At 68.1% G+C, this 16073-nt stretch carries 17 protein-coding genes and 1 tRNA gene; 17 read left to right on the top strand and 1 reads right to left on the bottom strand.

What is annotated here, in order from left to right; genetic code table 11:
- Nucleotides 1-139: 139 nt before the first annotated feature.
- Nucleotides 140-1132 carry a 2-hydroxyacid dehydrogenase gene (locus Pcatena_RS06430; protein ID WP_126422687.1) on the bottom strand — a complete coding sequence of 331 codons (993 nt, stop codon included), beginning with the start codon at nt 1130-1132 and terminating at the stop codon, nt 140-142.
- Between the two features lie 393 nt (nt 1133-1525).
- On the opposite strand from Pcatena_RS06430, the gene Pcatena_RS06425 reads away from it, so the two are divergent.
- The 17 genes from Pcatena_RS06425 to Pcatena_RS06345 all read left to right on the top strand — a co-directional run bounded on the left by Pcatena_RS06425 (nt 1526) and on the right by Pcatena_RS06345 (nt 16002).
- Complete coding sequence (locus Pcatena_RS06425) at nt 1526-4207, top strand: cation-translocating P-type ATPase (RefSeq protein WP_126422685.1); 2682 nt, start codon at nt 1526-1528, stop codon at nt 4205-4207.
- A gap of 1 nt (nt 4208) precedes the next feature.
- Nucleotides 4209-5396, top strand: coding sequence for a ribosome small subunit-dependent GTPase A (gene rsgA, locus Pcatena_RS06420; protein ID WP_232619841.1), 1188 nt, complete (start codon nt 4209-4211; stop codon nt 5394-5396).
- A 312-nt stretch (nt 5397-5708) separates the two neighbouring features.
- Nucleotides 5709-6404, top strand: coding sequence for an SAF domain-containing protein (locus Pcatena_RS06415; RefSeq protein WP_126422683.1), 696 nt, complete (start codon nt 5709-5711; stop codon nt 6402-6404).
- Entirely contained in the window at nt 6404-7657 is a 1254-nt protein-coding gene (locus Pcatena_RS06410) for a P-loop NTPase (RefSeq protein WP_126422681.1), read from the top strand. The genes Pcatena_RS06415 and Pcatena_RS06410 overlap by 1 nt, the downstream gene beginning before the upstream one ends.
- 2 nt (nt 7658-7659) lie before the next feature.
- A complete protein-coding gene (locus Pcatena_RS06405; protein WP_126422679.1) occupies nt 7660-8970 on the top strand; it encodes a CpaF family protein in 1311 nt (436 codons plus the stop codon).
- A complete protein-coding gene (locus Pcatena_RS06400) occupies nt 8967-9899 on the top strand; it encodes a type II secretion system F family protein (RefSeq protein WP_126422677.1) in 933 nt (310 codons plus the stop codon). The genes Pcatena_RS06405 and Pcatena_RS06400 overlap by 4 nt, the downstream gene beginning before the upstream one ends.
- 92 nt (nt 9900-9991) lie before the next feature.
- Nucleotides 9992-10504, top strand: coding sequence for a type II secretion system F family protein (locus tag Pcatena_RS06395; RefSeq protein ID WP_172596402.1), 513 nt, complete (start codon nt 9992-9994; stop codon nt 10502-10504).
- 78 nt (nt 10505-10582) lie between these two features.
- Nucleotides 10583-10771 carry a Flp family type IVb pilin gene (locus Pcatena_RS06390; RefSeq protein WP_126423471.1) on the top strand — a complete coding sequence of 63 codons (189 nt, stop codon included), beginning with the start codon at nt 10583-10585 and terminating at the stop codon, nt 10769-10771.
- 7 nt (nt 10772-10778) lie between these two features.
- Nucleotides 10779-11273: a hypothetical protein gene (locus Pcatena_RS06385; protein WP_126422673.1), complete on the top strand. Its 495-nt coding sequence runs from the start codon at nt 10779-10781 to the stop codon at nt 11271-11273.
- Nucleotides 11248-11478: a hypothetical protein gene (locus Pcatena_RS06380; protein WP_126422671.1), complete on the top strand. Its 231-nt coding sequence runs from the start codon at nt 11248-11250 to the stop codon at nt 11476-11478. The genes Pcatena_RS06385 and Pcatena_RS06380 overlap by 26 nt, the downstream gene beginning before the upstream one ends.
- Nucleotides 11423-11947 carry a TadE/TadG family type IV pilus assembly protein gene (locus tag Pcatena_RS06375; protein WP_126422669.1) on the top strand — a complete coding sequence of 175 codons (525 nt, stop codon included), beginning with the start codon at nt 11423-11425 and terminating at the stop codon, nt 11945-11947. The genes Pcatena_RS06380 and Pcatena_RS06375 overlap by 56 nt, the downstream gene beginning before the upstream one ends.
- Nucleotides 11919-13979 carry a hypothetical protein gene (locus Pcatena_RS06370; protein ID WP_126422667.1) on the top strand — a complete coding sequence of 687 codons (2061 nt, stop codon included), beginning with the start codon at nt 11919-11921 and terminating at the stop codon, nt 13977-13979. Before Pcatena_RS06375 ends, Pcatena_RS06370 begins: the two co-directional genes overlap by 29 nt.
- On the top strand, nt 13976-14440 hold the full coding sequence (locus Pcatena_RS06365; protein WP_126422666.1) for a hypothetical protein: 465 nt from the start codon (nt 13976-13978) through the stop codon (nt 14438-14440). The genes Pcatena_RS06370 and Pcatena_RS06365 overlap by 4 nt, the downstream gene beginning before the upstream one ends.
- The gene (locus Pcatena_RS06360) at nt 14437-14856 is read left to right on the top strand and encodes a DUF192 domain-containing protein (protein ID WP_126422664.1); all 420 of its coding nucleotides are present in this window, start codon (nt 14437-14439) and stop codon (nt 14854-14856) included. The genes Pcatena_RS06365 and Pcatena_RS06360 overlap by 4 nt, the downstream gene beginning before the upstream one ends.
- Complete coding sequence (locus Pcatena_RS06355) at nt 14840-15508, top strand: FHA domain-containing protein (RefSeq protein WP_126422661.1); 669 nt, start codon at nt 14840-14842, stop codon at nt 15506-15508. Before Pcatena_RS06360 ends, Pcatena_RS06355 begins: the two co-directional genes overlap by 17 nt.
- Nucleotides 15505-15792 (top strand): hypothetical protein, encoded by a 288-nt coding sequence (locus tag Pcatena_RS06350; RefSeq protein WP_126422659.1) that lies wholly within the window; start codon nt 15505-15507, stop codon nt 15790-15792. Before Pcatena_RS06355 ends, Pcatena_RS06350 begins: the two co-directional genes overlap by 4 nt.
- Before the next feature lie 134 nt (nt 15793-15926).
- Nucleotides 15927-16002 (top strand) — tRNA-Phe (locus Pcatena_RS06345).
- The last annotated feature ends 71 nt before the right edge of the window (nt 16003-16073 follow it).

Genomic DNA, 16073 nt, shown 5'->3' with positions numbered 1-16073 from the left:
CGAATGACGGGCGACGGGCCGCTTGTCCGGCGTCCGGGGGCGGATGGGGGATTTCCGCCTGCTTGGCCGCGTGCATCCTTTTGCGCGGGCCTCTGATATCAAAAGCGCCGCCCCGTCGGGAGGGCGGCGCGCGTTTTTGCTAGCAGACGACGGCGGGGCCGGTGAGCTCCTCGCCATTGGCGAACGCCGTGGCGTTGTCGAGCGTCGTCTTGGCGATGGAGGCGAGGGCCTCCTTGGTGAAGAACGCCTGGTGGCTCGTCATGACCACGTTCGGGAACGAGCACAGCGTCGAGGTGACAGACTCGATGATTGTGTTCGAGCAGTTGCGGAAGACGTTGTCGCCCTCCTCCTCGTACACGTCCAGGCCGGCGGCGCCGATCTTGCCGGAGCGGATGCCCTCGATGAGCGCCTTGGTGTCGACGAGGCCGCCACGTGCGGTGTTGATGAAGACCACGCCGTCCTTCATCTTGTCGATGGCGTCGGCGTTGATCATGTGGCGGTTGCTGTCGAACAGCGGACAGTGCAGGGAGATGAGGTCGGACCTGCGGAGGAGCTCGTCAAGCTCGACATACTCGACCATGCCCTCGAGGGAGGGGTTCTGGTAGACGTCATAGCCCAGTACCTTCATGCCAAAGCCGTTGCAGATGCGCACCATGGCGGCGCCGATCTTGCCGGTGCCCACGATGCCGGCCGTCTTGCCGTGCAGGTTGACGCCGAGAAGTCCCTGGAGGGAGAAGTCATTCTCGCGCACGCGGGCGTAACCCTTGTGGATTCGGCGGGCGGCGCACAGGCCCAGGCCGATGGCCTGCTCGGCGATGGCCTCGGGCGAGTAGGCCGGGACGCGCAGGACCGTCATGCCCAGGTCCTTGGCGACGGGCACGTTCACGGCGTCGAAGCCGGCCGAGCGCATGAGGACGAGCTTGACGTCGAAGCCGCGCAGGATCTCGAGGGCCATGGCGGAGGCGTCGGAGTTCACGAAGGCGCACACGGCGTCATAGCCGCGGGCGAGCGAGGCGGTCACGGGCGAGAGGTCGGCCTCGATGTAGTCGATCTTGATGTTGGGGTAGTTCTTGAGCTGCGCGTCAAAAGAGTCGCGGTCGTAGTCACGGGCGTCGTAGAACAGGATCTTCATACGTCTCCTCTTTCCGCGTCCCGCCCCCGGGACGCAAGATCGATGTGATTACCGACTAGGAATTGTAGCGCGTCATCTAAACGCATAACTCGATTTTTGCGTAATGAACGCAATTAAAACCGCAGGTAGAACTAGTTGTATATGGCAGAGTGGCCATCTTGGCGCACAGGTTAGCAACATAACCTGTGCGCCGCATATGTTTGTGCGCCCGCGTGCGCGCGAGCGGGGCGCGTGGGCGCATTCGGGGTATCATGACCCAGACGGCACGTGGGCGACGCCTACGTGCGAGACAACGCGCGCGTCACGGCAACCTTGATGAGCCCTTGCCCTTCCTGGGAATTATGATCGGGCATCAATCTGGCGTGCGCCCTAAATCCAGGAGGGGAATCTTACGTGAGAGAGTATCTGTCGAGTGCCGCCGACGTCCTGCGCGAGCAGGGCAGCGACGGGCAGGCCGGCCTCGCCTCGGGCGTCGCCGCCGAGCGTCTGGCCAATAACGGCCCCAACAAGCTCAGGGAGCAGGCAAAGACGCCCCTGTGGATCCGCTTCTTCCAGCAGATGGCGGACCCGATGGTCATCATGCTCATCGTGGCGGCCGTCATCAGCGCCGTGACGGGTGCCATCCAGGGGGAGATCGACTTCGCCGACGTCATCATCATCATGACGGTCGTCATCATCAACTCCGCGCTCGGCGTCATTCAGGAGGCCAAGAGCGAGGAGGCCCTGGCGGCCCTGCAGGAGATGAGCGCCGCGCAGTCCAAGGTCATGCGAGACGGCAGGCTCGTCATGCTGCACTCCTCCGAGCTCGTGGTGGGAGACGTGGTGCTGCTCGAGGCCGGCGACTCGGTGCCCGCGGACTGCCGCGTGCTCGAGAGCGCGACCATGAAGATCGAGGAAGCGGCCCTCACCGGCGAGTCCGTGCCCGTCGAGAAGCACGCCGAGGCCATCGAGCTTGCCCCCGGCGCCGACGACGTGCCCCTGGGAGACCGCAAGAACATGTGCTACATGGGCTCGACGGTGGTCTACGGCCGCGGTCGCGCCGTCGTGGTGGCCACGGGCATGGACACCGAGATGGGCAAGATCGCCGGCGCCCTCACCGAGGCCAAGGAGGAGCTCACGCCGCTGCAGGTGAAGCTCGACGAGCTCTCCCGCATCCTCACGAAGCTCGTCATCGTCATCTGCGTGGTGATCTTTGCCGTCGACGTCCTGCGCCACGGCTTCGGCAACATGGCCGAGGAGCCCGCGCTTCTGCTCAACACGTTCATGGTGGCGGTGTCTCTGGCCGTCGCCGCCATCCCCGAGGGCCTCGTGGCCGTCGTGACCATCGTCTTGTCGCTCGGCGTCACCAAGATGGCCAGGCGCCAGGCCATCATCCGCAACCTCTCCGCCGTGGAGACGCTCGGCTGCACCCAGGTGATCTGCTCGGACAAGACGGGCACGCTCACCCAGAACAAGATGACGGTGGTCGCCCACGAGCTGGCTGCGCCGGAGGAGAAGTTCCTCGCCGGCATGGCCCTGTGCTGCGACGCCAAGTGGGATGCCGAGGCGGGCTGTGCCGTGGGCGAGCCCACCGAGGCGGCGCTCGTCAACGATGCGGGCAAGGCGGGGCTCACGGGCCTTGCCGAGGAGCACCCGCGCGTGGGCGAGGCCCCGTTCGACTCAGGCCGCAAGATGATGTCGGTCGTCGTGGAGACGCTCGACGACGAGTACGAGCAGTACACCAAGGGCGGCCCCGACGTGGTACTGGGCCGCTGCGCCACCATCTACGAGGACGGCAAGGTCGTGCCCCTCACCGAGGAGAGGCGCGCCGAGCTGCTGGCCGCCAACAAGGCCATGGCAGACCGGGCGCTGCGCGTGCTCGCACTGGCGAGCCGTCACTACGTCGAGTGCCCCGACGACTTCTCGGCCGAGGCCCTCGAGCACGACCTCACGTTCTGCGGCCTGTCCGGCATGATCGACCCCGAGCGCCCCGAGGTGGCCGCCGCCATCGAGGAGGCCCACGCCGCCGGCATCCGCACGGTCATGATCACGGGCGATCACATCGACACGGCCGTGGCCATCGCCAAGAACCTCGGCATCATCGAGGACCGCTCGCAGGCCATCACGGGTGCGGAGCTCGATCGCATGAGCGACGAGGAGCTCGACGCCCACATCGAGGACTTTGGCGTGTACGCCCGCGTGCAGCCCGAGCACAAGACGCGCATCGTCGAGGCCTGGAAGAGCCGCAACATGATCGTGGCCATGACGGGCGACGGCGTGAACGACGCGCCGTCAATCAAGCGCGCCAACATCGGCGTTGGCATGGGCATCACGGGCACGGACGTCACGAAGAACGTGGCCGACATGGTGCTTGCGGACGATAACTTCGCCACGATCATCTCGGCGTGCGAGGAGGGTCGTCGCATCTACGACAACATCCGCAAGGTCATCCAGTTCCTTCTCTCGGCCAACCTCGCCGAGGTGTTCTCGGTGTTCGTGGCCACGCTCGTGGGCTTCACGCTCTTCCAGCCCGTCCAGCTGCTGTGGGTCAACCTCGTGACGGACTGCTTCCCGGCGCTGGCACTGGGCATGGAGGACGCCGAGGGCGACATCATGCGCCGCCGTCCCCGCAAGGCCACAGACGGCGTCTTCGCCGGCCACATGGGCGCGGACTGCATCGTCCAGGGCATCGCGATCACCCTGCTCGTGCTCGCGAGCTTCTTTGCGGGCGTGTACTTTGACATGGGCTACATCAACGTGGCGGACATGATCGCCGGCACCGCCGACGAGGAAGGCGTCATGATGGCGTTCATCACGCTCAACATGGTCGAGATCTTCCACTGCTTCAACATGCGCAGCCGCCGCGCGTCGCTCTTCTCCATGAAGAAGCAGAACTGGTGGCTGTGGGGCGCGGCGGGCCTGGCCCTCGTGCTGACGCTCATCGTCGTCGAGTTCGAGCCGCTTGCCATGATGTTCTTCGGCGTGCCCGGTCTTGAGCTCCAGGGCTCGCTCACCGCCCTGGGCCTTGCGGTGCTCATCATCCCGATCGTCGAGGTCCAGAAGGCCGTCATGCGCCGCATCGAGAAGGAGGACTAGCTTGGGGAAGAGGTCCCACAAGGCTAGGTCTGGCAGCACGACGAGGCGTCGCTCCCACGGGGGCGGCGCCTCGCGCCCGTCTGCGGAGGACGTGCTCCGCGGTCTGCCCGTCGTGGGCGAGCTCGAGAACGTGCCCTCGTTTGCGGACATGGCGCCCACGCAGCTGCGGCGCGAGCAACTCGAAGAGGCCCGCGAGAGGATCGCGGACCGCCTGGGCCGCGAGGCGGCCGATGCCGTCGAGCTTGGGTGCGTCGTGAGGCTCGACCGAGGCTTTCCGCTCGTGGCCTGCGAGGGGCGCACGCTTCGTGCCGAGCACGCGCCGGAGTTTGCCAAGGGCGATTCCGCCGAGGCGGGCATCATGCCCACCGTGGGGGACTGGGTGGCCGTCGCCGTCCCGCCCGAGCACGACATGGGCGTCATCCACGAGGTGCTTCCCAGGAGAAACGCCTTTGCCCGCTGGCGGGGAGGTAGGCGCGGAGAGTTCCAGACGCTTGCCGCCAACCTCGACGGCGTCATCGTCGTGGCCGCGCTGGGGGCCGAGGAGCTGCCGCTTGCGCGCATCGCCCGCTCGGTTGTGCTGGCACGCGACTGCGGCGTGCGCCCGAGCGTGGTGCTCACGAAGGCCGACCGCAAGCAGACGGCCGAGGCCCTTGAGGCCGATGCCCTGCGCGTCCACAGGCTCGTGGGCGAGCAAGGAGACGTCGTGGTGACGTCGTCCGTGGCGGGCGAGGGCCTCGACGGGGTCTGCGCCCTCGTGCCGGCCGGAAGCGTTGCCATGATCTTGGGCGAGAGCGGTGCCGGCAAGTCCACGCTGCTGAACGCCCTGCTCGGCGCGGACGCCCTCGCGACGGGCGCCGTGCGCGAGCGTGACGACATGGGGCGGCACACCACCGTGGCGCGCATGATGGTCAAGCTCCCGGGCGCTGGCGTCATCTGCGACGCGCCGGGGCTCAGGAGCCTGCCGCTCGTGGGCCACGAGCGGGGCCTTGCCAAGGCGTTCCCGGAGATATCCGAGCTGGCTGCCACGTGCCGCTTCCGCGACTGCACGCACGGCAACGAGCCGGGGTGCGCCGTTCGCGAGGCGCGCGAGGCCGGCGAGCTCGACGAGGTGCGCGTCGAGTCCTACCTCGCGCTCGCGAACGAGATGCGGGCCAGCGCGAGCACGCTCGACCCGGACGTGGTGCTGTAGGGCAGGCGCCGCTCGCATGCGCGCAAGACGACCGTCGACCGACCGGTCGGGGATGCTCCCCGGCCGGTTTTTCTTTGGCGTCTCTGCTTGGGCCTGTTCGACTGGTTGAGTTTTCAATATGGCCTTTTAGCAGCTCGTTTGCCGGTTTTCAACATCTACTTCGCGCATTTGCGCACCAAGGGGCCCTTTTGCTGTTTGATTCGTGCAAGGTCTGCGTTTGACCGCGCGGGACTATCTCGCCAGTCGCGGCCCGGAGCCTCTCGTCTCGGGCGATGATGCCCGCATGGATGGACCGTGAGACGGGGAGGGGCCATGAGGAGAAGGGCCAGGATCGCGACGTCTGCCGCGTGCGGCGTCGCCGCGGCGCTGCTCGCCATGGGCGGCGTGCAATCGGCGCGAGCGGACGTGCAGAGGGAGCGCTCCGAGCTGCTCGAGCGCTATGGCGGCGAGGTGGCGAGTCTCGTCATCGCGCGCAGGGAGCTTGCGAGCGGCAGCGTTGTCTCCGAGTCGGACGTGGAGCAGCGCGACTGGCTCGCCGACCTCGCGCCGGAGGGCGCCTTCACCTCCGTGGGAGACATCGTGGGGAGCCGGCTCACGTCTCCCGTCGCCAAGGGCGCCCCGCTCACGCGTCTGTCGATCGCCTCGGGCGAGGGGGACGTCGAGGTGCCCGAGGGCAGGGTGGCCGTGTCCGTCCGGGCGGGCGAGCGCGCCGGAATCCCGCTGGACGTGGCGAGTGGCGCCCGGGTGCTCGTCTACGAGGCCGCAGACGGCGGCGTGAGGCTCGTGTGCGGGGACGCGCTCGTACTTGGTGGATCGTCGACGCGCTCGTCCTCTGATGCGTCGCTCACCCTCGCCGTCTATCCGGACGAGGTGTCGGGCGTGCTCACGGCCTCGGCTGCCGGTGCCCTGCGCGTCGTGCTGCCGGCCGATGACGTGGCCGTGGAGCCTGCGGCGGTCGATGGCGGGGCGCCCACGAGCGTGGCGCCCGAGACGGGAGGCGAGTCCTGATGGCAACGTGGGTGATCTGTGCCGGCCCTCGCGAGGGCGAGGGGATTGGCAACTACGTCCGCGCCTGTGATGCGTCTGCGAGCGTGGTCATCGTGCCCAACCCCTGCCAGCTCAGGGCACGGCTGCGCCGGGACCTGGCGGGGTCGTGCGTCATCGTCGGCGAGGGGGCCGGGGGTCCCGATCCCGTCAACGTCGCCGCGGCCGTCGCGGGTGACGGCAACGCAGCCGAGGTGATGCTCGCGCTCGAGCAGACGTCTGGGTCCATGCGGTCGCGTGCCAGACGCGCGGGCGTCACGCGGGTGCTCACCCATGCCGACCTCGCCGCCTGCTCTGACGACGAAGGAACCTGGGCGCGAGGGGATGGCCGTGCGTCCTCGTCTGGGCTGGCGGCGAGGGAAGGGGGAGCCGTCTGCGGCGAGACCGTGCAACGGCGGGCGAACGTGCCCGTCATCGTGCTCGTCTCGGGCAGGGGTGGCGTTGGCAAGAGCACGCTGTCTGCGCTTTTTGGCGGCGCCGCCGCTGGATGGGGCCTTGACGTGGCCCTGCTCGACCTCGACCTCGCGTTCGGGAACCTCGCGAGCCTGTGCGGCGCGGAGCGCCCCGGTGACCTCGCGACCCTGGCTGACGGCGTGACCAGCGACGAGGAGCTCGAGCGCTCGGGGGTGAGAGTGGCGGAGCGCCTGGCGGTGTGGGGACCCTGCCGGGCCCCCGAATACGCCGAGGCGGTGCAGCCGATCGTTGGGGACGTCATCGCCCGCCTGACCCACTCGCACGACCTCGTGATCGTAGACACCTCGAGCAACTGGGGCGATGCGGTGGCCTGTGCCGCCCAGATGGCAGACCGCCTGGTCATCGTCTCCGACGAGCGGCCCGGTGCCATACCGGCGCTTGCCCGCTGCGGAAGCCTCGCCGTGAGGCTGGGCGTGGCCCGCACGCGCATCGTCCGGCTCATGAACGGGTGCGACCCGCGCAAGCGTGACGAGTCGTTCGTGGCGCGCGCCGCCGTGGGACTCGAGTGCGCCAGGGAGCTGCGCGTGCTCGATGGCGGGCTCGACCTTGTCGAGCTGGCGTCCGCGGGCGAGTGCGGGCGGCTCTCTCAGTCCGACAACCCCGCGGCGCTTGGCGCCACCTGCGGTCTTGCGGGCCTGCTGAAGGAGCTCGGGACCCTTCCCGAGTGCGAGGCGGCCCGAGCGGCCCTCGGGGGTGGCCAGCGCCGTCGCAGGCTCTTTGGCTTTGCGCGGGAGGCGAGCTAGCCATGGGCGTGCTCGAGCGCGTCCGCGAGCTCGGCATAGCGCAGGGCGGTGACGGGCACGAGGACGTGCGCCAGCGCCGGCGCGAGCTCAGGGACCGTCTCAAGCGCGGTCTTGTCGAGCGTCTGGGCTTGAGCGAGGTCGCGGCCCTCGTGGGGGACGGGGCGTCTGAGCTCGTGCGCGAGGAGCTTGCCGTGGCGTGCCGTGCCGTCCTCAACGAGGACGGCTTCTCGGAGCTGGACGCTGACGAGAGGGACGGACTCGTGCGGCAGGTCATCGACGAGGTGGTGGGCCTAGGTCCGCTTCAGCCCCTGCTCGACGACCCCACGATCTCCGAGGTCATGGTGAACGGATGTGCCTCGGTCTACTACGAGCGCGATGGCCGCATCCTTCCCGCCAGGACGACGTTCGACTCTCCCGAGCAGGTCATGCTCGTCATGGACCGCATCCTGGCGCCGCTCGGCCGCAGACTGGACGACGCGAGTCCCATCGTGAACGCGCGCCTGTCTAACGGATACCGCGTGAACGCGGTCATCGCGCCGGTTGCCATGGATGGGCCGGCGGTAACCATCCGCAAGTTCTCGGGCCAGATAAGGACGCTCGAGAGCCTCGTGGGACTCGGGTCTCTGCCCACGTGGTTCTCCCGGCTGCTCTCGTGGGCCGTGAGGCTCAGGCAGGACATCGCGGTGGCGGGCGGCACCGGCTCGGGCAAGACGACGCTGCTCAACGCCCTGTCCGCGGAGATTCCCCAGGACGAGCGCATCGTGACGATCGAGGACTCCGCCGAGCTGCACTTCGAGGAGGGACTTCATGTGGTGAGACTCGAGGCCCGTGACGCCTCCATCGAGGGAACGGGCGCCGTGACGATTCGCATGCTCGTGACCAACGCGCTGCGCATGAGACCAGACCGAATCGTCGTGGGCGAGGTGAGGGGAGAGGAGTGCATCGACATGCTCCAGGCCATGAACACGGGCCACGACGGCTCGCTCACGACGCTGCATGCGGGCACGCCCGTCGAGGCCGTCCCCAGGCTCGTCCTCATGGCGCGCTTTGGGATGGACCTGCCCGCCTCGCTCATCGAGGAGCAGGTGGCCACGGCTCTCGACCTCATCGTCATGTCGCGGCGCATGCCCGACGGCACGCGCGTCGTCTCCTCGATGAGCGAGGTCTGCTGCTCCGCGGAGGGCGGGGTCGAGCTCGGCGAGGTCGTGTCGTTCGATGCCGGTGCCCGCGAGTGGCGGCTCGTTCGTGAGCCGGCGTTTCTGGGTCGCTCCGTGAGAGACGGTCTGCTGGATGAGGGGGAGGTGGAGGCATGATGACGCTCCTGTGCCTAGGGTCGGGGCTTTGCCTGGGCCTTGGCGCCTGGGTGCTCACGGCGCAAGGTGGGCGCGCGGCTTCCAAATCTGGGGGCGATCCGCGTGTTCGCGACTCCCTTGGGCGTCTGCGCGTTGTCTGCGCTGCTCCTCCCGTGGTGGCGTTTGGCGAGACGCCCTACTGCCGCCGCGTGGCCGAAGAGCTTGCGAGGAGTGCGAGGCTCGCGCCGCTGGGGGTCGACCGCGAGCTCGCCTCGGCGCTCGTGGCGCTTTGGCTCGTGGCCTGTGGCTGCACCGGCGCGCTCGTGGCGCTCTCGGTGACCGGGCTCGTGGCCGGCGTGGCCGCAGGTGCCGTGGCATCGCTTGCGTGGTGCTCTGCCCGCGAGGCGGCCAGGCGCCGCGAGCTCGCGCGCCAGGTTCCGGACGTGTTCCGCTCCCTGGCTGGTGCGCTCGGCGCCGGCAGGACGCTCACCCAGGCCATCTCGTACGTTGGGTCATTGGGGGACGGCCCGCTCAACCGGGAGTTTGCCCGTGCCTCGCTCATGGTCTCGTGCGGGACCGGCGCAACGGAGGCAGTCGGGCGCGTGGCGAAGGTGACGGACGCACCCGGTGTGGAGCTCATGGTCTGCGCGTTGAGCGTGTCGGCGAGGACGGGCGCTCCGCTCCAGGGGCTGTTCCTGAGGTCCGCACGTCTGGCCGAGAGACGCTTTGAGCTCGAGCGCGAGCTTACGGCAAAGACGGCTCAGGTCAGGCTGTCAACGCGCATCGTGAGCGCGTTGCCGGTGCTGCTCGTGGCGGCGCTCGTGCTCGTGTCCCCAGACTATCGTGCGGGCGTGGCCACGCCGATGGGACTTGGCTGCGTGCTCGTGGCGGCGCTTCTCGACGTCGTGGCGCTCTCGATCATCAGGCGACTCATGAGGTCGGTGCTGTGATGTGGTGGCTTGCGTGCGGCGCGATGGCGGCGGTTGGGTCCTACGTGCTAGCGGCTGGACGGGACGACGGGGCTGGAGGAACCCGCGAGGTGGTGGCGCGCCTGAAGGGGATACCGGCGCTGAGGCGCGCCCGCGAGCGGGAGGCGGGTGCATGCGCCGTGGCCGCGTGCGAGCGCCAGATGCCCGAGATGCTCGACATCCTGGCGCTGGGCCTGTCCGCGGGTCTTTCGTTTGATGCGTCGCTCGAGCTGTATTGCTCAGGTAGCGATGACGAGCTTGCCCAGAGGCTCCTTGCGACCATGCGTGGCTGGCAAATGGGCCTTGAGGGGAGGCGAGAGGCTCTCGAGGGCCTGGCCGCTCGCGTCAGCGCACCGTCCCTCGTGCGCTTCTGCGCCTCGGTGAGCGAGGCGCTCTCCTTCGGGGCGCCGCTCGCACAGACGCTCGAGCGCCAGGCGGACGCCATCAGAGAGGAACAGCGCGTGAGCGTGGAGCAGCGCATCGAGGAGGTCCCGGTGAGGATGCTCGTTCCGCTTGGGACGCTGGTCGTGCCGGCGATGCTGCTTGCGATTCTGGGGCCCTTGCTGTGCGCGGCGCTCGGTGGGTGAGGACGGTTGGCCGGGGCGCGTTGCCCCGTTGAGAAGGGAGAGGTCATGAACGTTTTGGCTTTGGCGAGGCGGCGCGTGATGGCTCGGCTGTGCCTTGCGAGCAGGAGGACTCGCGGGGCCCTCGCGGAGGAGAGCGGCCAGGGGACGACGGAGTACGCGATTCTCGTGGGCGTTCTCGTGCTCATGGCGATCGTTGCGGTCGTGGCGTTCAGAGACAGGCTCCAGGAGCTTTGGACTTCGATCACCGATGGCATCAACTCGCTGTAGGGGACGGGTGCGGACCGTACTTATCGGTGCGTGCGCGTTGGCGCTGGCGGCGATGCTCGCGGGGTTCGTGGGAAAGGGCGCTCTCGTCGGGGCAGGTGCCTCGCGCGTGAACGGGTGCCCCTCTGCGGGCGAGGGCTCGGGAAGCGGTCAGGACGCGTCATCGTGGGACGACGAGTGCGAGCTGGCCCTGCCATCCGATCTTGAGGCTGGCCTGACGCCCGAGGAGGGGACGCTCTCGGAGCGGGTCGTTGACAAGGACCTTCCGGACGCGGCAGCCGCACTGCTTGCGGAGTATGGGGCCGAGCCGGGGACGCTCCTCGCGAGGAGCGGTTGGCTCGACCTCGTCGGGCGGGTCTGGGGCTGCGTCGTCATGGGACCGGGTTGGGTTGACGTGTGCTTGCTCTCGGACGGGCTCTCGGACGGGCGGACGCGCGTGAAGACGCTGCGGATGGAGGTGTCCGAATGGAGGGATTCCTATGCGGGAGGGCAAGAGGCGCCCTAGCTGCCTGGCCGTGGACGAGGCGGGCCAGTCAAGCGTGGAGTACGCGCTGGTGCTGGGGGCGTTTCTCGCGCTCGTGCTCGCCCTTGGCCTCGTGTGGAGCGTCGTGGGGCAAGGCGGGCTGCAGCGCGCGTCGGAGCGGGCGGCGTCACATGCAATCGAGGGTGCCGGCGCGGTCGACGGCATTCGCGACCTCGTGCTGTTTTGAGCAGACGGGGCAGGCGAGCGTAGAGGCGGCGCTGTTTCTGCCCACGATCATGCTGCTGCTCGCCCTGCTGCTCCAGCCGGCGTTTCTGCTCTACACGCGCGCCGTCATGCAGCAGGCGGCGTCCGAGGGGCTGCGCGTGCTAGCCACGCGCGAGAAGCAGGGTGCGGCAACTGAGGAGGCGTGCGTCTCCTACGTGAGGAGGCGCCTGGGCGCCGTTCCCAATGCGGAGGCATTTCACGTGGGTGGCACGGATGGTTGGGAGGTCTCGTGCGAGGGGGACGCTTCCTGCGAGCAGGTGAGCGTCGAGGTCACGGGACGCCTGAGGCCGCTGCCGCTCGTGGGCGTGCTGGCTGCGGCGCTTGGCGAGGCGGACGGCGAGCTGGTCGTGGTGAGGGTTCGCGTGACGGAGAGGGCAAGGCCGGAGTGGTTGGAGGGAAGCTATGCGGACTGGGTGTCCATGTGGGGATAGGCGGCGTACCCTGCCGTCCGGCGGCCTTGACGTCTTCATAGGGGAGGACGGCGGCTACACGTCCGTTGCCGTGGCGTTGGCCCTTCTCGTGAGCCTCTCGCTCACCTGCTCGCTCGTGTCCGTCGCCTGGCTTCAGAACAGGTCGGCAGACGTGCAGGCGGTGGCAGACTCCACGGCGCTTGCGGGCACAAACGTCGTTGCCTCGTACGCCACCGTCGCCACAGTCCTCGACTCGTGCGTGCTCACGCTTGGCCTTGCGGGCATGGTGACGCTCGGGGCCGGGCTCGTGGTGTCCGCGATTCCCGGCATGGCGGCGGTGGGCGCGAGCACCGTGGAGGCTGCGGGGAAGGTGCTCGACGCCCGGGGCGGGTTCGCGAGGTCTGCCGCCAAGGGCCTCAAGGCGCTCGAGGCAACGCTGCCGCTTGCCATCGCATGCCGCTCTGCGGCTGTCGCCCAGGCAAACGAGGAAGGGTCCGCCGGGTACACGGGCGTGGCCATTCCGTTCCCAACCCAGTCCCAGTCAGACTTCTCCGGTCTCGACGCCGAGGTGGACGCGAGCGAGGCCGCGGCAAAGGCGGCCGAGCTCCAGCAGGCCTCCGAGCGGGCGAGGGAGGCTGACGCGCGGGCTAACGAGGCAAAGCGTGCCGCATGGCGTGCGGACTGCGTGGCACAGCCAAGGTGCCTTCGCGAGCGTGCGGACGTTCTGGCCGGTCTCGACGCGTCTCAGAACCCAAGCTACGCGTTCGAGGACTGGACGTTTGGCGCCGCGCTCGTGCGGGCCCGCTCCTACTATGCCGCTCGCCTCTTGGCCGAGGCTCCCCTCTCCCCGTCTGCCGAGGAACTCACCAACTCGGCCGTGCGCCGCGCCTTCTACGAGTACGCGCTCGGCCAGACTCGGCGGGGGCGCTACGAGGAGCTTGGGGACGGGAGGGTCGAGATTGAGCTGCCAAGCCTGCCGGCGAACACTGAGCAGATGCGGCAGACGACGCTGTACACGGAAGCGTGCTGGCCGTCCACGAACGAGCAGGCGGGCCCCACGCTCCACTCAACGGCGGACTGCGCGGGCGCGAGGGGAGCCTCCGCCGGCCACGTCTCCCTGTCCCAGCTCGACGCCGGCTCCGTGCGGCGCTGTGGGGTCTGCCGCATGGACTCGTCTGCGATGGGCTCGGTCGCGGCCGCCTCGACGAGCATCGACAACGGCTTCGAGCACTACTGGAAGACCATCGTGGACGAGTCCGAGAGGTACGAGGCTGCCCGGGAAGACCTTGCCGAGGCGCAGGAGCAGATGAGAGGGCTTGCCGACGAGGGCGCGAGCGCCTTCGACAGGGCCATGCAGGCCCTGGCCGTCCCACGCCCCAAGCTCTGTCCCCCAGGTGCCTGGGGATGCGTCGCCGTGGTCACGCGTGGCAGCGAGGCGGTGCCCTCCCAGATCACGAGCGCCTTTCTCGAGGAGTCGACGGTGCCTGCCGGTGCCGCGGTCTCGGCGGCGACTCTGGCGCCAGACGGCGACACCGAGGGCAATGACGTGCTGGTGCGCTCCTTCGAGGCGCTTTCTGACGAGCTGTTCGAGGGTGACGCGGGAGTCTTGGGATCTGTCGGCGCCCTGTGGTCTCGCCTGCTCGAGGGCTACGGGGCGGCGATGGGAAACCTCGATGAGGCGGCGGGGCGTGTGCTCGATGGCATCGATGGGGTGTTCGGAACCACGGTTGGGTCCTGGCTGCGCGACAAGCTCAAACAGTCCATCCGTGATGCTGGCCTCGAGCCGGCCGACCTGAGGCTTCGAAAGCCCGTCGTCACGAACAGCCAAAACGTGCTCGACAAGGCGGGCTACGACCATGTCTCGACGGCGCGAGAGCTTGTGGGAAAACTGCCGGACTCCGCAGATCCCTCCACGCTCGCGCGGGCGTTGGGGCAGGAGGTCGCCAACGAGCTCGGGGAGGGCGAGGTAACGATTGCGGAGATTCCCATTCCCGGCACGGACCTTGCGGTGCCGCTCACGATCGATGTGGGCCAGCTGCTGGGTGCCGCATGAGCGGGTCTGTGCGCGAGGATGCGGGCCAGATGGCCGTTGAGCTTGCCGTGCTCGTTCCGGTGATCGTTGCCGTGGCGCTCGTCGTCGCGAACGTCCTGCAGTTTGCGGAACTCGTCTCGCGCTTCGACAGGGTGGCGCCTGACGCAGTCGTTCTCCATGGCGTGTCCGCGTCGGGCGTGTCGAGCGAGCTTGCGGGCGTTGCCGAGGTTAAGTCGGCCATAGAGCAGGCGATGGGAGAGATGCCCTGTGAGGTGGCGGTGAGGGCCGAGCCCGTCTCGGGCAACGGCTCGGAGGCACGCATCGACCTTGCCGCCGGAACAACGCGTTTCGTCTGCGAGCTTGGCTACAGGCCATGGCCCTCGTCCGTGCAGATCGCGGGTGTGGGGTTCGAGCTGCCCGTCATTGTCCGGCATGAGAGGAGCTTTGTGGTGGATAGGTTTCGAGCGGCGGTGGTCTCGTGAGAAGAGTGGGTGGAGGCGGCTGTGAGCGATGGGCAAGGATCGAGTTCGATGCGGATGCCGGCCTTGGTCGCTGGGGCATGCGGGCACTTGTCGTCACGGGCTTCTGGGGGAGGCTTCGCGGCCTGCTTGGGACGAGCCGTGACGACGAGCGGGCCGTTCCCCTGCTTCTCGTCGGCTGCCCATCCGTTCACACGCTTGGCATGCGCTATCAGCTGGACGTTGTTCTCGTGGACGAGGGTGGCCTCGTGCTTGGCTCGTGGCGCGAGCTACCTGCGGGGAGGGTCGTGAGATGTGCCGGCGCGCGTCATGCGCTTGAGCGGCCGTCCTGCGGGGAGCCGTGGCCGGTGGTGGGTGACCGGGTTGAGCTAAGGAACATGTGGCACGTGATGGGAGCGCGAGATGGGCAAGACGAATGAGCGGAGGACGAGTATGAGCGGCGAGGAGGCAGGAGGGCTCAAGACGTGTCCGAGGTGCGGCGCCAAGCTGTTTGCCGACATGGACGTGTGCTACGGGTGCCTGTATGACTTTGCGACAGAGCATGAGCGCCCTGTCGATGTGGGTGACGGCGGGGTGATGTCCGAGTTGCTGCAGGCGCTTGATGAGCCGGATCTTGTGGAGGGGCCAACGCCCGGCTTGGTGCCGCCGGAGAGCGGTCGCGCCCTTGAGGCGGTTGGGACGGCGCCCACAGGGGGAGAGCCCACCTTGCGCGAGAAAGACGAGCTTCTCGAGCCCGTGGCTCGCCTCGTGCCGCCCACCCACGTGCGTCTTGTCATGGGGCGGGTCTCCATGTGCATGCGCGTTCCGGAGGGCGGCCTCTCGATTGGGAGGGATCCTGGCAGCGACGTCGTGGTCACGTGCGCGTCCGTATCGCCCCGTCATCTTGAGGTTCGCATGGAGCAGGGGGCGATGGTTGCGCGTGACCTGGGCGCGTCAAACCCGGCACTGCTCAACGGATGGGCCCTGGCGGGTCCGTGCTCCCTGCGCATGGGCGACAGGCTCGAGGTGCGTGGCGCCGGACTCTCGATATGCCCGGTGTGCGCGGGTGAGAGGGGAGGCGAAGAGCCGTGATCTCCTATACCGTGCTCTCGGACAAGACGTCTCGCGAGACGCATCCAAAGACGGGCCTGCCCATCATTCACAGGACCTGGGTGGTGCTCATCTCCGGGGCGTTCTACTACCTCTCGTGGCTCTCATGCGCACCCGATCACGAGCTTCCGGAGTGCATGGCCTTTGCGTGTGACGAGACGGGCCACGTCGACGAGTGGCTGAGCCTTGCGTGCTGCTACTGCGTCAACCCGCATGTGGCCTTCGCGGAGGTCATGGACCAGCTGCTTGGCTTGGAGGCGGCATAACCTGGAAACGTTGCGGCTAGATGCCTATATCAAAGATTGGTGCCAACATTTTTTCGAGAAAAGGCAAATTTCTTGCTTGACCGGCGTTTGCGGTTTGATATAGTAATCAAGCCCGCAAGGCGGGTGCACATTTCGGCTGGGTAGCTCAGTTGGTAGAGCAGGGGACTGAAAATCCCCGTGTCAGGGGTTCGATTCCCTTCCCCGCCACCAGAAAAGATGCAGGTCGGAGGCCATGAGCTTCCGGCCTGTTTTCTTGTCGGTGCAACTCTTTGTTGATGATC

Origin of the sequence: Parolsenella catena, from assembly GCF_003966955.1 — a bacterium.
Classification (GTDB): domain Bacteria; phylum Actinomycetota; class Coriobacteriia; order Coriobacteriales; family Atopobiaceae; genus Parolsenella; species Parolsenella catena.
Note: the sequence above shows the minus strand (reverse complement) of the source record. Positions and strands in the feature narration are given on the sequence as shown.

Excerpts from the sequence above, each read along its gene's own strand:
- Pcatena_RS06430 (WP_126422687.1), bottom strand. The coding sequence starts at position 1,132 with ATGAAGATCCTGTTCTACGACGCCCGTGACTACGACCGCGACTCTTTT.
- Pcatena_RS06415 (WP_126422683.1), top strand. The coding sequence starts at position 5,709 with ATGAGGAGAAGGGCCAGGATCGCGACGTCTGCCGCGTGCGGCGTCGCC.
- Pcatena_RS06410 (WP_126422681.1), top strand. The coding sequence starts at position 6,404 with ATGGCAACGTGGGTGATCTGTGCCGGCCCTCGCGAGGGCGAGGGGATT.
- Pcatena_RS06405 (WP_126422679.1), top strand. The coding sequence starts at position 7,660 with ATGGGCGTGCTCGAGCGCGTCCGCGAGCTCGGCATAGCGCAGGGCGGT.
- Pcatena_RS06400 (WP_126422677.1), top strand. The coding sequence starts at position 8,967 with ATGATGACGCTCCTGTGCCTAGGGTCGGGGCTTTGCCTGGGCCTTGGC.
- Pcatena_RS06390 (WP_126423471.1), top strand. The coding sequence starts at position 10,583 with ATGGCTCGGCTGTGCCTTGCGAGCAGGAGGACTCGCGGGGCCCTCGCG.
- Pcatena_RS06380 (WP_126422671.1), top strand. The coding sequence starts at position 11,248 with ATGCGGGAGGGCAAGAGGCGCCCTAGCTGCCTGGCCGTGGACGAGGCG.
- Pcatena_RS06375 (WP_126422669.1), top strand. The coding sequence starts at position 11,423 with ATGCAATCGAGGGTGCCGGCGCGGTCGACGGCATTCGCGACCTCGTGC.
- Pcatena_RS06370 (WP_126422667.1), top strand. The coding sequence starts at position 11,919 with ATGCGGACTGGGTGTCCATGTGGGGATAGGCGGCGTACCCTGCCGTCC.
- Pcatena_RS06365 (WP_126422666.1), top strand. The coding sequence starts at position 13,976 with ATGAGCGGGTCTGTGCGCGAGGATGCGGGCCAGATGGCCGTTGAGCTT.
- Pcatena_RS06355 (WP_126422661.1), top strand. The coding sequence starts at position 14,840 with ATGGGCAAGACGAATGAGCGGAGGACGAGTATGAGCGGCGAGGAGGCA.